The organism is Mycobacterium sp. NGS62 (assembly GCF_059812285.1).
This window is the reverse complement of record NZ_JCALCK010000009.1, coordinates 1-13,149: the sequence shown is the minus strand read 5'-3', so window position 1 is coordinate 13,149 and position 13,149 is coordinate 1. Positions and strand designations below refer to the sequence as shown.

General features: G+C 64.4%; 15 protein-coding genes. 12 read left to right on the top strand and 3 right to left on the bottom strand.

All coding sequences use genetic code 11. The features are described from left to right. The first annotated feature begins 202 nt into the window (after nucleotides 1-202). Nucleotides 203-700 carry a hypothetical protein gene (locus tag AC5Y49_RS18775; RefSeq protein WP_499889717.1) on the top strand — a complete coding sequence of 166 codons (498 nt, stop codon included), beginning with the start codon at nucleotides 203-205 and terminating at the stop codon, nucleotides 698-700. A gap of 17 nt (nucleotides 701-717) precedes the next feature. Here AC5Y49_RS18775 and AC5Y49_RS18770 read toward each other — a convergent pair whose 3' ends face one another. Beyond that, nucleotides 718-2,181 carry a protein adenylyltransferase SelO gene (locus tag AC5Y49_RS18770; RefSeq protein ID WP_499889715.1) on the bottom strand — a complete coding sequence of 488 codons (1,464 nt, stop codon included), beginning with the start codon at nucleotides 2,179-2,181 and terminating at the stop codon, nucleotides 718-720. Between the two features lie 134 nt (nucleotides 2,182-2,315). On the opposite strand from AC5Y49_RS18770, the gene AC5Y49_RS18765 reads away from it, so the two are divergent. Further along, nucleotides 2,316-3,221: a hypothetical protein gene (locus AC5Y49_RS18765; protein WP_499889713.1), complete on the top strand. Its 906-nt coding sequence runs from the start codon at nucleotides 2,316-2,318 to the stop codon at nucleotides 3,219-3,221. Here the strand turns inward: AC5Y49_RS18765 and AC5Y49_RS18760 are convergent. After that, nucleotides 3,215-4,003, bottom strand: coding sequence for an SDR family NAD(P)-dependent oxidoreductase (locus AC5Y49_RS18760; RefSeq protein WP_499889711.1), 789 nt, complete (start codon nucleotides 4,001-4,003; stop codon nucleotides 3,215-3,217). The genes AC5Y49_RS18765 and AC5Y49_RS18760 overlap by 7 nt on opposite strands. A gap of 163 nt (nucleotides 4,004-4,166) precedes the next feature. Here AC5Y49_RS18760 and AC5Y49_RS18755 point away from each other — a divergent pair, with 163 nt between their 5' ends. The 10 genes from AC5Y49_RS18755 to AC5Y49_RS18710 all read left to right on the top strand — a co-directional run bounded on the left by AC5Y49_RS18755 (nucleotide 4,167) and on the right by AC5Y49_RS18710 (nucleotide 12,428). Then, a complete protein-coding gene (locus tag AC5Y49_RS18755; RefSeq protein WP_499889709.1) occupies nucleotides 4,167-4,778 on the top strand; it encodes a TetR/AcrR family transcriptional regulator in 612 nt (203 codons plus the stop codon). 169 nt (nucleotides 4,779-4,947) lie between these two features. Then, nucleotides 4,948-5,613 (top strand): hypothetical protein, encoded by a 666-nt coding sequence (locus AC5Y49_RS18750; RefSeq protein ID WP_499889946.1) that lies wholly within the window; start codon nucleotides 4,948-4,950, stop codon nucleotides 5,611-5,613. Nucleotides 5,614-5,790: 177 nt separating this feature from the next. Further along, nucleotides 5,791-6,393 carry a TetR family transcriptional regulator gene (locus tag AC5Y49_RS18745; protein ID WP_499889707.1) on the top strand — a complete coding sequence of 201 codons (603 nt, stop codon included), beginning with the start codon at nucleotides 5,791-5,793 and terminating at the stop codon, nucleotides 6,391-6,393. Between the two features lie 162 nt (nucleotides 6,394-6,555). Then, nucleotides 6,556-8,088: a nitric oxide reductase activation protein NorD gene (locus tag AC5Y49_RS18740; protein ID WP_499889705.1), complete on the top strand. Its 1,533-nt coding sequence runs from the start codon at nucleotides 6,556-6,558 to the stop codon at nucleotides 8,086-8,088. Nucleotides 8,089-8,111: 23 nt separating this feature from the next. Then, complete coding sequence (locus AC5Y49_RS18735) at nucleotides 8,112-8,915, top strand: CbbQ/NirQ/NorQ/GpvN family protein (protein ID WP_499889703.1); 804 nt, start codon at nucleotides 8,112-8,114, stop codon at nucleotides 8,913-8,915. Between the two features lie 15 nt (nucleotides 8,916-8,930). Then, complete coding sequence (locus tag AC5Y49_RS18730; protein ID WP_269455137.1) at nucleotides 8,931-9,059, top strand: hypothetical protein; 129 nt, start codon at nucleotides 8,931-8,933, stop codon at nucleotides 9,057-9,059. A gap of 89 nt (nucleotides 9,060-9,148) precedes the next feature. Then, nucleotides 9,149-9,754 (top strand): hypothetical protein, encoded by a 606-nt coding sequence (locus AC5Y49_RS18725; protein WP_499889944.1) that lies wholly within the window; start codon nucleotides 9,149-9,151, stop codon nucleotides 9,752-9,754. 21 nt (nucleotides 9,755-9,775) lie between these two features. Next, nucleotides 9,776-10,192, top strand: a complete 417-nt coding sequence (locus AC5Y49_RS18720) for a hypothetical protein (protein WP_499889701.1) — start codon at nucleotides 9,776-9,778, stop codon at nucleotides 10,190-10,192. Beyond that, nucleotides 10,189-11,262: an NAD(P)H-dependent amine dehydrogenase family protein gene (locus tag AC5Y49_RS18715; RefSeq protein WP_499889700.1), complete on the top strand. Its 1,074-nt coding sequence runs from the start codon at nucleotides 10,189-10,191 to the stop codon at nucleotides 11,260-11,262. The genes AC5Y49_RS18720 and AC5Y49_RS18715 overlap by 4 nt, the downstream gene beginning before the upstream one ends. A 32-nt stretch (nucleotides 11,263-11,294) precedes the next feature. Beyond that, the gene (locus tag AC5Y49_RS18710) at nucleotides 11,295-12,428 is read left to right on the top strand and encodes a cytochrome P450 (RefSeq protein ID WP_499889942.1); all 1,134 of its coding nucleotides are present in this window, start codon (nucleotides 11,295-11,297) and stop codon (nucleotides 12,426-12,428) included. A 7-nt stretch (nucleotides 12,429-12,435) separates the two neighbouring features. Here AC5Y49_RS18710 and AC5Y49_RS18705 read toward each other — a convergent pair. Continuing rightward, a partial coding sequence (locus tag AC5Y49_RS18705; RefSeq protein ID WP_499889698.1) for an oxidoreductase occupies nucleotides 12,436-13,149 on the bottom strand: 714 nt, incomplete at its 5' end.

Genomic DNA, 13,149 nt, shown 5'->3' with positions numbered 1-13,149 from the left:
TCCCGCAGGGCGAGCAACGCAAACCTCGGCAAACAAGACAGGCGGGTTGGCAGCGGCACGTCAACCGAGTTGAACTGCCGGGATTCGGCCCCTCGGTGACAGACGTCACAAGCAATGGCGAATACGCCCTTTTCCGCAGAGATCGCGCTGGCTCGGCGTGGCACCTCGCACAACACGGCCGGTCGTGGTCTGGTGGACGTCGATGTCGTCCGCCGGGTTTTCCACGCCCCGCTCAGTCGTCGCCGCGGTGGCGTGGGCCGCGTTGCTGACGACCCCGGTGCCGTTGGCCAGTGCGGCTCCCGCCACCGATGCCCAGGGCTACCTCGACTCCACCGCGCGGTGCGCCGAGCCGAACTCGACGGTGGTGTTCGGCAGCACTGACACCTCGCGGGTGGCGATCTGCAAAACACCGGGCGGCCAATACGAGTACCGCGGCGTGCGGGTGCGCGACGGGGCCACCCTGATCCGTCCGGCCGAGCAGACCGGCGACGGAAAATTCGTCGCAGAAAACGACGGTATCGACTACACGGTCACCGCAAGCTCTTTGGTCGTCAGCGCCGGCGACCACGTGATCCGCGACGAACCGATGGTGGACTTCCACGGCGCGCAAACGCCCCAGGCACCGGCGACGTCAGCACCCGCGACCGCAACGCCACCCACGCCGTTGCCGCCACCATTGCCTGCCGAGGTCGGCGGCTAGCCGGCCCCGCCCAAACCTCAGGTGCCGCAGAAGGTCTGGTAGGCGCCGAAGTCCTCCGGCGCCGGCTCGGCGTAGCCCTGGAGGCCGGGCCGCTCGTCGTAGGGGGCGGTCACTGCGGTGAGGAGCTGCTCGACCGGCTGCACATCGCCGTCGGTTGCCGCGGCGAGGGCCTCCTCGACGAGATGGTTGCGAGGAATGTAGACCGGGTTGACTCGGTCCATCATGGCCGCATCCGGACCCAGCGGCAGCCAGCGCGCCAGCCACGCGTCGAACCCGGCGAGATCGAGGAAGAGTCCGCGTGTGGGCTCCGTGTCGCCGCGAGCCGCTCGGCCCAGCCGGCGGAAAAACGAGGTGTAGTCGACGTGGCTGGACTGCAGCAGCCCTAGCAGCTCATTGACCAGTGGCGCCGCGACGTCCTCGGCAATGTCGTCGGACAGCCCCAGCTTGGCCCGCATGCCCGCCGACCAGGCGGCGTCATAACGCTGCCGGAAACTTCGGAGGGAATCCTGCGCGAGCGCGACGGCTTGCTCCCGATCGTCGGCGAATAGCGGAAGAAGAGCTTCGGCGAACGCGCCAAGGTTCCACTCGGCCATAGCGGGCTGACTGCCGTAGGCGTAGCGGCCCCAGAAGTCGATCGAGCTGAACACCGTGGCTGGGTCGTAGGCCTCCATGAACGCGCATGGCCCGTAGTCGATGGTTTCCCCTGAAATCGTCATGTTGTCGGTATTCATCACGCCGTGGACGAACCCGACCAGCATCCAGCGCGCGACCAACGACGCCTGAGCGGCGATCACCGCATCCAGCAATGCGAGGTAGGGCTGTTTGGCCTGCGCGGCGTCTGGGTAATGCCGGGTGATCGCGTGATCGGCGAGGCGGCGCACTAAGTCGACGTCTCCGGTGATCGCCGCGTACTGGAAACTTCCCACCCGCAGGTGGCTGCTCGCCACGCGGCAGAGCACGGCTCCGGGCAGCAGTGCTTCCCGTTGTACTGAGTGCCCCGTCGCCACGACAGCCAGGGATCGGGTGGTGGGGATACCCAGAGCGTGCATTGCCTCGCTGACGACGTATTCGCGCACCATCGGGCCGACTGCGGCCAGACCATCACCGCCGCGAGCGAATGGCGTGGCTCCGGACCCCTTGAGGTGCAGGTCGCGGCGGCTACCGTTGGTATCGACGCGCTCGCCGAGCAGCAACGCGCGACCATCGCCCAGACGCGGGACAAATCCGCCGAATTGGTGTCCGGCGTAGGCCTGCGCGACGGGCTCCGCCCCGGCGGGCAGGAGGTTGCCGACCAGAAACTTCAGCCCGTCTGGGCCGCGCAGCCAGGAATGGTCGAAACCCAGTTCAGCGGCCAAGGGCTCGTTGAGCACGAGCAGTCGCGGCTGCTGAACCTCCTGGGCCGTCCAGCGGACTGCCATCTCCGGTAGGTCGCGGGAGAAGCAGTCCGCTAGGACGATGCTGGTTTCGGGTGCAACGCTCACCCCACCGAGGGTACGGAGCAGTCGCCCGGGTAACCGCTCGCAACAGCGGGCGGCCTCGGCCCGCTCCCACCCGAGCGCTCAGACCTCTAGGCTGAAATCTGCGTCGGGGAGGCTGAAGCAATCGGGAGGTGACGATGACCGGACTGCTGGAGCGCGACGACGTCAGCGATGTCAGTAACTCCGCCGAGCCAACGCAAGCGATGATGCCCATTCGGCCCGCCCCGCGGGGGTTCACGCCCCGGGGATGGCGCGAAATCGGCTGGTTGACCTGCGGTTTCGCGGGCAGTTTGGCTATCGGCTGGTTCATCTTTCTCAGTCCCGGCGAGCTGGGAACCAGGGCGGAGTGGTTTTTCGGCGCTGCGGTTTCTGGCGTCGCCCTGGTGACGCTCTGGCAGACCAGCAGCGTTCAGCGTCAGGCCAGGCAGAACGCGGACGAAGCTATCGAACGAGTGCGAATGGAACTCGCCACCGCCGAGGAACGATGGGCGCGTGAACTGGACCTGACGCGCACTCTGCACCGGACCGAGATCGACGCACAGCGGGAATTGCACCGCGCCGAGTTGGAAGCTCAGCGGGAGCTGGCTCGCGTCGAGCGAGCCCAGCTGCGCAATCAACTCCAGAAGCAAGCCATGATCGAGGTATCCCGCGCGGTGGGCACACACACCCAAAAGCTGGCAACCCTGTGGAAACAGGGCTCGGATGTCCTGGACATCGAGGACCGCGACGAGCGGCAGCGCTTGATGAGTCCGATCTTCGATCAGATCGGCCAAGTCGTCAACGATTTCTCGGTGGAGCTGCGCAGTGCTCGCCTGCTGATCGAAGACGACAGTTTGCATCACGCGCTGAAGCGTGTCGGCGACGCGGCGCTGATGGCGGTCGAGGTAGCCGAAGACCTGCACAACGCGGTCATCGAAGGCCATGCACCGCAACCGGATTCCATCACCTCAGTACAGGGCCTGCTGCATACCCGAGCCACCGAAGCTCGCGGGCTCGCCTGGGATCTGCTGCGAACCGGCCTGGAGCAGAACAGCTCTCAGTAGTCGGGAATCGGCAGCGGAGAGTTGTTTGAATCGATACCGCCGTCGACGTGAAACGTGGCGTTGGTGGCATAGCAGTCGCGCGTGCACAGATACACCGTGAGTCGCCCCAGGTCTTCGACGTCGCCGAGGCGATGCAGCGGAGTGAGCTCTTGCATCTTCTCCAGTGATCCGGGCATCAGGTCCAGGCTTCCTTGCAGTCCGTCGGTAGCGAACGAGCCAAGGGCGATGGCATTGACCCGGACCTTGGGCGCAAGTTCTTGCGCCATCGCCCGGGTGAGTGCCTCCAGGCCGCCCTTGGCGACGCAGTAGGCGGTCAGTGCGCGAATGCCGAACCGGGCAGAGCCCGAAGAAATGTTGACGATGGAGCCGTGCCCGGCGCTCAGCATGTGCGGCGCCACCAGTTGACTCATCATGAATGCCGATGTCACACACCAATCGAAGGTGTGCCTGAAGTCTTCATCGGTAATGTCCAGAAACCGCGCGTAGGTGGACCCGCCGACGTTGTTGACCAGGATGTCGATGTGGCCGAAGCGCTCGATGGTGGTTTCCACGACGCGCTGGCTATCCGAGCGGTTCATCGCGTCTGCCACGAGTGCCATCCCGTTGCCGCCGGCGTGCTCGATGTCGCTGATCGTCTGGTTGATTTGCGACTCGGTGCGCGCAGTGACGACGACCGCGGCGCCCGCCTCCGCCAATACCCTGGCGATGCCCGCCCCCACGCCGCGCCCCGCCCCCGTGACGATCGCAACCTGTCCGTCCAGCCGGAACTGCTCCAATGCCATCGCTTGATCTAAGTCGAACTAGCTGACTTTAGTCAATGAAATATAAGACAAGTCCAGAGACCGCCTTGACCTGACCGGCCCTGATCACGCGGCCGGTCGGCGAGACCAATTGAGGTGCTCGAGAAGATAACCTCTTCATTAGAGATCGCACAGAGGAACAAGGATGGCAGTGACGGATGGGTTGTCTGCACGTGACGCGAAACGCTTGCAGACGAGGGAGCGGCTGATGGGCGCGGCCGTTGCGGAGTTCAAGCGCTCCGGGATGGCCGAGGCCGATGTCAGCACCATTGTGACAGCTGCGGGGGTGGCCCACGGGACGTTCTTTTTCCACTTTCCCACCAAGGAGCATGTGCTGCTGGAGTTGGAGCGGCGTGAAGAAGACCGCATCGTCAAACAGTTGGCGCAATTCCTCAAAGGGCAGCGCGATCTGGCTGCCGTCTTGAATGAGGCCGTGCGTCTGGTGATGGGATTGGAACGGCGACTCGGAGACATGCTCTTCAAGGATTTTCTGGCACTGCACTTCTCGCAGACTCGTCCACCCACCGAGGACGGCCGGGATCATCCGGTGATCGTTTTGGTGGCGCAGGAAATCGAGGATGCTCGCCAGCGCGGCGAGACCGACCCGGACGTCGACCCGATGAACAGCGCGGTGTTCTTCTTGTTGGGTCTTTACGCGCTTTTGATCACCACGCACGACTGGCCGACACGGCGCGCGCTACTCGATGACTACGTCGCCAGGACGTTACGCAGCATGGCGCCGTCGCGGGGCGGATGATCGCTACGGCCGCCGTCGCTCTTGGTGACTGAAGTCAGTTTTGTTATGTTGGAACCGCCAGTCCGGGCGGCTCCGACGAGGAGGGTTGGTGAACCTGTCCAAGCTGATCCAGCGCGACACCGGCAAACAGCCCACGGCCTCGGTTTCCACGGCGCCTTCTGCCCACGCAATGTCCTTCGACGAACACATGGCGGAATCGCAACTCGCGCAGCGCCGGGCCGATAAGTGGCTGATTTCGGGCAGCCTGCTGATCGGCACTGCGGCGCTGGGCATCTTCGGGCTGCCGCTGTTTTTGCGCGGAGTGTGGTTGCTGCGCCGCGCACAGCGCGACGGGCTGTCGGTCCGGCCGCTGCTGGTCACCCTGCTCGGCTATCTCGTCATCATCGACGCTGCGATCAACACCGTGGGGTGGGCCCTCGACCTGGTCGCCAATCACACCTTGTTGGCCCGGGTGCTGCTGAACGGGTGGGGCAACATGTTCGATGCGGGATACTTCTGGCACTACAACGAGCTGTGGCTTGGGGGCGCCGCGGGTCCGGGCGAAAAAGCCTGGGAGGTCGGACTTATTCTCACCGTCTTCACGATGCGGATCGCCGCCGGCATCGGGTTCTTGCAGATGAAGCGCTGGGGCCACCAGTGGATGATCATCACCTGCTGGATGGGTGTGGTGATCTGGTGTGGCTACGTGTTCAACATGACGATGTTCGCCGACGTGCGCTTCGCCGGGGTGGTGCTGCCGGTCATCGGCTGGTGGCTCTACGACATCTTCTACATCACGCCGTTCCTGGCGATTCCGTATCTGCACACGGTCAACCGCGAGATCTTTTCGGACTGACGTCGACGCCCCAGTCGAGTGTGAATCGTTGGCTTCGAGTGTGAATCGTGGGCGGGATTTTCGCCGAATTTTCGCCCTGGATACACACTGAAAACCGTCAGCGCGCCGTCGCGGGTGGACCGATTCGCTGACTCATATCATTGACTTCAGTCAGTGTAGAGACTACAAAGACAAGGCATGGCGCCCCGGGTCAAGACGTGCGCACGCGAAGTGCGCCGACTGCAGACCCGGCAGCGCATTCTGGACGCGGCAATCACCGAGTTCAAGCGCTCGGGGATGGCCGACGCGGACGTCAGCGCAATTGTGGCCACTGCGGGCGTCGCGCACGGCACCTTCTACTTTCACTTCCCGTCGAAAGAGCACGTCCTGCTCGAGTTGGAGCGCAGGGAGGAGAGCCGAATTGCCGCCCAGCTGGCCCATTTCCTGGATACCACCGTCGACCTCACCGCACCGCTGACCGAGGTAATACGCCTGGTCAAGGGGCTTGAGCGACAATTAGGCGGGAGACTCTTCAAAGAGCTGTTGGCCCTGCACTTTTCGCCGTCACGGCCCCAGACCGACGAATGGACCGATCACCCGGTGATCGTCCTGCTGGTCCGCCACATCGAGCGGGTGCGTAGCGACGGCGAGGTACATCCGGAGGTCGACGCGTTCTACAGCGCGATCTTCTTCCTGCTCGGCGTCTACGGCGTGCTGACGACAACGCACGACCCACAGGCCCGCGACACGATGCTCGCCGAGCTGGTCTCTTCTGCGGTGCGCGGACTGGAGATCCGATGACGCATCCGCTTGCTCACCGCCCATCAACAAGGAGGTCTGGAAATGGCGATGCTCTGGGAAATCCTTCGCTACGTCGCCGCTTGGGGAGGGACCGGACTGATCATCTGGTTCTGGTACTGGATGTTCTCCAACATCGGCACCTTCTGAGCCGGGAAACACTCAATGCCTGAGCTACCTGACGACGCCGCGATGGCGATCGAGCGTAGTTGCGCGGTGACCGCGGTCGCGTTGAGTGAACGCCGCCGCGAAGGCGTGCGACTGGTGACCGGTGAAAAGCGCAGCTTCGGCTTGAACGCGGCCCTGACCTTCGTGCATGTTCCGTATCCGTGGATCATCGACGACTGGACGCGCCGAACCATGACCTGCGGCATCGCCTTTCAGTGTGCACCGTCGAAAGATCGATTGATCGAGTACCGGCTGAACGAGTTGTCGGCACGCGAACTTCGGGCGCTCACACTCGTCGAGGCCGGCGTCGCCCTCGGCTGGATCGCGTCGCGCTGGCCGGGCCTGTTGACCGAAATCCGGCGACTGTTACCCCATGTGGAGGCGGCGGCCGGTGACATGGACGCCCAGCAGATGCTCAACCGCGCCATCGCGATGGCGCGTCAGGAGCAGAGCCTGGCGGTGCACCCAGTGCTGGGTACCTTGCCGCTGGCCTACACCACGCCGCAGCGACTATCCGACAAGTTGCGGCGCAGCTTCGGCAGAATGCCGTGGACCACGACGCAAAAGCGGTTGCCGCGACCGTATTCCGTGCCCGTGGGCGGCGACGGCGGTGTTCGCAACCCCAATCTCCCGCCGCCGAGCCGGCCGCAGGACAATGATTTCGACATCACTCCACAGCACCGGCCGGGCATTCCCTACCCGGAGTGGAACGCGTGGACGAAAAGCTTTATGCGCGACCACGTCGCGGTGCTGGAACGCGCCGACACCCGGCGCACCGCCGATCAGGCACCCATCGGGGCAGAGCTGCGCAGGTGGTTCCAGGAGCACACCCATCGCGCGATGACCAGCCGCCTGGAAGACGGATCCGACATCGATGTCGACCAATACGTCCGCCATTACCTCGACTTGTCCACCGGCGAGGTGTCCGAACCCCGCATCTTCCGTGAATTGCTGCCCGCTAGCCGCGATGTCACCACCGCGCTGCTGCTCGACGGCAGCTCGTCATTGGGTGTGCACGGCGGACAGGTCTTTCGACTCGAATTGGCTTGTGCCGACGCGCTTTCACGAGCAATGACGGTCGCCCGCGAGCGCCACGGCGTCTTCGTGTTCACCGGTAACACCCGCCACCGGGTCGAAGTGCGCTGCCTGAAGGATTTCGCCGAGCGCCGGTTCGTGCCGCCCAGCCGGCTGGGCCTTACCACCAGCGGCTACACCAGGCTGGGCGCCCCGCTGCGCCACTTGACGAGCCGGCTGTTGGCGCAGCCGTCCGAGCGGCGCCTGCTGATCGTGATCGGCGACGGCTTGATCTCCGATGAAGGTTACGAAGGCCGCTACGCCTGGGCCGATGCCGCGCACGCAGTCGAGGAAGCCAACGACGCCGGCGTCTCCGTGTACTACGTCGGCGTCGGACCTACCCGGGTCGATCCCCTCCCGGAAGTGTTCGGACCACGCCGGTCGCAACGCATCACGCGAGTCGCGGAGTTGCCCCGCGTATTGGCCCACGTCCACCGCGAACTCGTCGCCGCATAACCGCTCACCACGTGAAGGAACCCATGACGACCGACACCTATCTCGCCAGCGGCAATGAAGTCCAGTTGTTCGAGCAGGCATTCCACCGCCGCATTCCGGTGATGCTCACCGGGCCCACCGGGTGCGGCAAGACGAGGTTCGTCGAGCACATGGGTGTGCTGCTGCGGCGACCGGTCGTCACCATCAGCTGCCACGACGACCTCACCAGTTCCGACCTCGTCGGCCGATTCATGGTGACCGGCGGCGACGTCGTGTGGACCGACGGACCATTGACCAGAGCGGTCAAAGCGGGCGCGATCTGCTACCTGGATGAGGTCGTCGAGGCGCGCCATGACTCGCTGGCCATCTTGCATTCGCTGACCGATCACCGACGATCCCTGTATCTGGACCGGGCCGGGGAGGTGGTGACAGCACCCGAAGAATTCATGCTCGTCTGTTCGTACAATCCCGCCTACCGCAGCTCGCTCAAAGAGCTCAAACCCTCCTTCCGGCAACGGTTTGCCACTCTGCCCATGCAGTACCTGCCTCCCGAGCGCGAGGCCGAGGTGATCGTCGCCGAAACCGGTGTCGCCTCGGCCACCGCTCGGCGGCTGGTGGGCTGCGCGGTCGCAATCCGCTCCGCCGACGATGCCTTCCACTTCGAGCCGCCCTCCACCAGGGTACTGGTCAACGCCGCACAGCTAATCGCCGCAGGCGCAACCGAATTGCAAGCGGCCGACGTGTGCATCCTCGCACCGCTGAGTACCGACGGGGCCATCACCGACGGATTACGTGAAGTCGCGGCAGCCAGCCTGGCCGCCGCAGACGCCTCGAGCACACCGAGCTAGGAAGGAACGCCCGACATGGACCAACAAGAGCGGAAACGCAAGCGAGCGCTGATCATTCTGCAGGTCGTGATCTACGGCTACTTGCTGACGATGTTCCTCATTCAGCTCTACATGTCGTTCGCCCGGGGCTGGTGGCAGTTGTGAACTCGCCAGTGACCACCGCCAAAGCGTCGACCAGTCTCGAGGACCACCACGACGAGTCGCGGCGCGCTCAGCGCCGGGCGGACAAATGGATGATCATCGGCGCTGCCTTGATGGGCATGTGGGTGCCAGGACTTGTCGGTTTTCCCATCTTCATGCGCGGCGTATGGCTGCAGCGCCAGGCCCTGCGCGCCGGGCTGTCGGTTCGGCCCATGATCGTCACGCTGATCGGCTATTTGGTGTTGATCGACGGATGCCTGAACAGCCTGGGGTGGGCCCTGGACCTGATCGCTAACCACACCCTGATCAACCGGGTGCTGATGGTCGGCTGGGGCAACATGTTCGATGCGGGATACTTCTGGCACTACAACGAGCTGTGGGTCGGTGGATCGGCCGGGCCGGGGGAGAAGGCCTGGGTCGCTGGGCTGATCCTCACCGTGTTCTCAATGCGGGTCGCCGCGGCGATCGGGTTCTTGCAGATGAAGCGCTGGGGCCACCAGTGGATGATCGTCACCTGCTGGATGGGTGTGGTGATCTGGTGTGGCTACGTGTTCAACATGACGATGTTCGCCGACGTGCGTTACGCCGGGGTGGTGTTCCCGGTCATCGGCTGGTGGCTCTACGACATCTTCTACATCACCCCCTTCCTGGCGATCCCGTATCTGCACACGGTCAACCGCGAAATCTTCTCCGACTGAACAGATTCAAGGAGCACGACTGTGACCACACCGACCGAGGAAAAAGACCCGGCCAATGACCTGCCGCCGGGCACCACGCCCTATTACGCGCGGATGCACACCTGGATCAAACGAGCCGTGCTGGTCTGCCTGGTCGCCCTGGTCATCGAGGGCGCATTCACGCTGCCTTTCATGGCGGTGTACTACGGCTACCCGACGCTGAGCCTCACCGAGATCTGCAGCGAACTGCTGAAGGTCCGCTACTCCGACGACACGCTGGAGTGCAAGTTCCCCTACCCACCCTTCGGACCGCCCGAAGGCGCCGAAGGCAAGGACACCGCCCAGGACCAATGGGGCATCCAGCCAACGCCGAAGTACCACCGACTCGGATTTCGCGAACTCGTCCGTATCCACCAGGAGCGCCTGGCGCGGCAGGCCGCGGAGCAACACAGCCCATGACCGAGCAACTCAAAGTCATTCAGTGGGCCACCGGGAACGTCGGCAGCCATGCCGTCGCGGCAGTGCACGAGCATCCCGATCTGGAACTGGTTGGGGCGCTGGTCTACACCGACACCAAGGCCGGTCGCGACATCGGCGAGGTCTGCGGTATCGGTGAGATCGGCGTCACCGCAACCAAAGACCCCGAGCAGATCTTTGCCCTCGATGCCGACTGTGTGCTCTACATGGCACAGGGCGAGTGGAATCCGTCGGCCGCCCTCGACGACGTGTGCCAGCTGCTGGCCTCCGGCAAGAACGTCGTGTCGACGGCGGTGACGGCATGGATCTATCCGGAAAGCAGCAGCGACGACGTGGTCGAACGGCTCGAAGCCGCGTGCGAGGAGGGGCAGACCTCCTTCCACGGCACCGGCATCGAACCGGGGTGGGCCGCCGAAGTTCTGCCACTGACGATGTCGGGTCTGTTCCGCCGGGTCGACTCACTGCGGGTGCAGGAGCTGATGGACTACACCACCTACAACGTTCCGTTCGTGTTGTTCGACGTGATGGGGTTCGGCAAAGATCCCAACGAGCGGGTCCCAATGGACGAGCCGGCGATCGGGGGCTTGTCGTTCAAGGCGCCGCTGATGCTACTGGCCGACGGGCTCGGCGCCACGATCGACGATTACGTCTGGGAGCGAGAGGTCGCCGTCACCGACACACCGATCGACATCACCGCCGGCCGCATCGAAGCCGGCACCGTCTCTGCGCAGCGGTTCGCCTACAGCGCGATCATCGAGGGTCGTCCGGCACTGACCGTCGAGCACATCACCCGGCTGGGCGCCGACCAGGCGCCCCATTGGCCGAACGGACGGGGCTGGAAAGTCACCGTCGAGGGGCTTCCGTCGATGGTGTTGGAGTCGCGCATCGCCATCCACGACGAGGACGACACAGACCAGGGCTGCCTGGGCACCGCCATGCACGCGGTGCACGCAATCGCGCCAGTCTGCGCCGCGGACCCTGGGATACGCACGTTCCTCGATCTGCCCACGATCGTGGGCCGCGGTGTGCTCTCACGAGGGTCAAGACGTTGACTGTTCCGCAGGTGTCCTATGCAGACCTGCCGATGTCGTTCGACCGCGGGACGGGATGGGCAAAGCTGCGCGACAGCGGGCCTGTTCTCTATGGCGACGGCTGGTACATCCTCACCCGTCGCGAGGATGTGCTTGCCGCCCTGCGTGATCCAGTCGTGTTCTCGTCGAAGCGATCCTTCGACGCGATGATCAGTCCGGTGCCGTTGGTTCCGCTGGCCTTCGACCCGCCGGAGCACACTCGCTTCCGGCGGATTCTGCATCCCTTCTTCAGTCCGCAGACGCTTGGTGCGATGCTGCCCGCGCTACAGACGCAGGCGGCCGACATCATCGAGCCGATCGCGGATCGTCGCGAGTGCGAAGTGATGGCTGATCTGGCCACGCCATACCCGTCGCAGGTCTTCCTCACCTTGTTCGGACTGCCGCTCGAGGATCGTGAACAGCTCATCGAATGGAAAGACGCCATCATCGGTCTCGGCCTGGAAACCGATCCGGAAAGTGTCGATTTGGCTCCGGCGGTCAACTTGTACACCTACCTCACCGAAGCAGTCGAGGTCCAACGCCAACACCCCGGCAGCGGCATTTTGTCGCAGATTTTGCGGGGCGACGAGCCGCTCACCGACGCCGAGGCGATCGGACTTTCGTTCGTGTTCATCCTCGCCGGCCTGGATACTGTGACCTCGGCCATCGGCGCGGCGATGCTGGAATTGGCGCGGCGGCCCACCTTACGCGAAGAGCTGCGTGAAAAGCCGGATCAGGTACCGATGTTCGTCGAGGAGATGATCCGACTCGAGCCGCCCGCACCGGTGGTGGGGCGAGTGACGACCCAGCCGGTGACCATCGCCGGCGTCAGGCTGCCGGCGGGCGCAGAGGTGCGGCTGTGTCTGGGCGCGATCAACCGCGACGGCAGCGACGCGGCCTCCGGTGACGAGTTGGTGCTCGACGGCAAGGTGCACAAGCATTGGGGATTCGGTGGCGGCCCGCACCGCTGCCTCGGATCACATCTGGCCCGGATGGAACTCAATCTCGTGGTCGCCGAATGGCTCAGGCGTATCCCCGAATTCGAGCTTGCACCGGGGTACCGTCCCGAGATCAGATGGCCATCCGCCACCTGCACGTTGCCGAGGTTACCGCTGCGCATCCGCCCGCGAGAAAATCTGTCAGGGTAATGGTCACTCAAGCATCGGGGAAGTTCACGTCGCGGGTGATGTGCTCCCACTCGTCGATCGACGCCGAGAACGCGGCCAGCTTCTCCCGCACCGCCTTCAGCACGTCGCGTCCCAGCAGCAACCGCAGCGGTGGGTCGTCGAGCGCGGTCACCATCAGCACCGCGTCGGCCACTTTGCGTGGATCACCGGGCAAATGGTTGGCGAATTCCTTGATGAGCGTCTTACGAGCGCCGACGTTCTCGTCGTAGTCGCCGATCGGGGTCGACGACTCCTTCATCGACCGCGCCGCCCAATCAGTCCGGAACGCGCCAGGCTCGATCGCAGTCACCTTGATGCCCAACGGTTTGACCTCGGCGGCCAGCGCTTCGGTCAACGCCTCGAGCGCAAACTTCGTCGACGAATAGTAGGCATTGGGTGGGTTGGCCACCAGACCCGTCATCGAGGAGATATTCACGATATGGCCAGAGCCGCGGGCTCGCATGGCCGGTAGGACCGACTTGATCGTGTCGACCACGCCAAAGTAGTTGGTGTCGAAGAGCCGCCGCACTTCGCTGTCCTCGCCCTCTTCCACCGCGGACAGGTAACCGTGGCCGGCGTTGTTGACCAAAACGTCGACGCCCCCGAAGCTGTCGTCTGCCGCCTTGACCGCGGCAGCGATTTGGTGTTTGTCGGTGACGTCGAGTGCAACGGCCAGCGCGCGGTCACCGTACTCGTCGACTAG

What these genes read in the sequence shown, in the direction of transcription:
- AC5Y49_RS18775 (WP_499889717.1), top strand. Translation starts at nt 203, where the DNA reads ATGTCGTCCGCCGGGTTTTCCACGCCCCGCTCAGTCGTCGCCGCGGTG.
- AC5Y49_RS18765 (WP_499889713.1), top strand. Translation starts at nt 2,316, where the DNA reads ATGACCGGACTGCTGGAGCGCGACGACGTCAGCGATGTCAGTAACTCC.
- AC5Y49_RS18760 (WP_499889711.1), bottom strand. Translation starts at nt 4,003, where the DNA reads ATGGCATTGGAGCAGTTCCGGCTGGACGGACAGGTTGCGATCGTCACG.
- AC5Y49_RS18755 (WP_499889709.1), top strand. Translation starts at nt 4,167, where the DNA reads ATGGCAGTGACGGATGGGTTGTCTGCACGTGACGCGAAACGCTTGCAG.
- AC5Y49_RS18750 (WP_499889946.1), top strand. Translation starts at nt 4,948, where the DNA reads ATGTCCTTCGACGAACACATGGCGGAATCGCAACTCGCGCAGCGCCGG.
- AC5Y49_RS18745 (WP_499889707.1), top strand. Translation starts at nt 5,791, where the DNA reads ATGGCGCCCCGGGTCAAGACGTGCGCACGCGAAGTGCGCCGACTGCAG.
- AC5Y49_RS18740 (WP_499889705.1), top strand. Translation starts at nt 6,556, where the DNA reads ATGCCTGAGCTACCTGACGACGCCGCGATGGCGATCGAGCGTAGTTGC.
- AC5Y49_RS18735 (WP_499889703.1), top strand. Translation starts at nt 8,112, where the DNA reads ATGACGACCGACACCTATCTCGCCAGCGGCAATGAAGTCCAGTTGTTC.
- AC5Y49_RS18730 (WP_269455137.1), top strand. Translation starts at nt 8,931, where the DNA reads ATGGACCAACAAGAGCGGAAACGCAAGCGAGCGCTGATCATTCTGCAG.
- AC5Y49_RS18725 (WP_499889944.1), top strand. Translation starts at nt 9,149, where the DNA reads ATGATCATCGGCGCTGCCTTGATGGGCATGTGGGTGCCAGGACTTGTC.
- AC5Y49_RS18715 (WP_499889700.1), top strand. Translation starts at nt 10,189, where the DNA reads ATGACCGAGCAACTCAAAGTCATTCAGTGGGCCACCGGGAACGTCGGC.
- AC5Y49_RS18710 (WP_499889942.1), top strand. Translation starts at nt 11,295, where the DNA reads ATGTCGTTCGACCGCGGGACGGGATGGGCAAAGCTGCGCGACAGCGGG.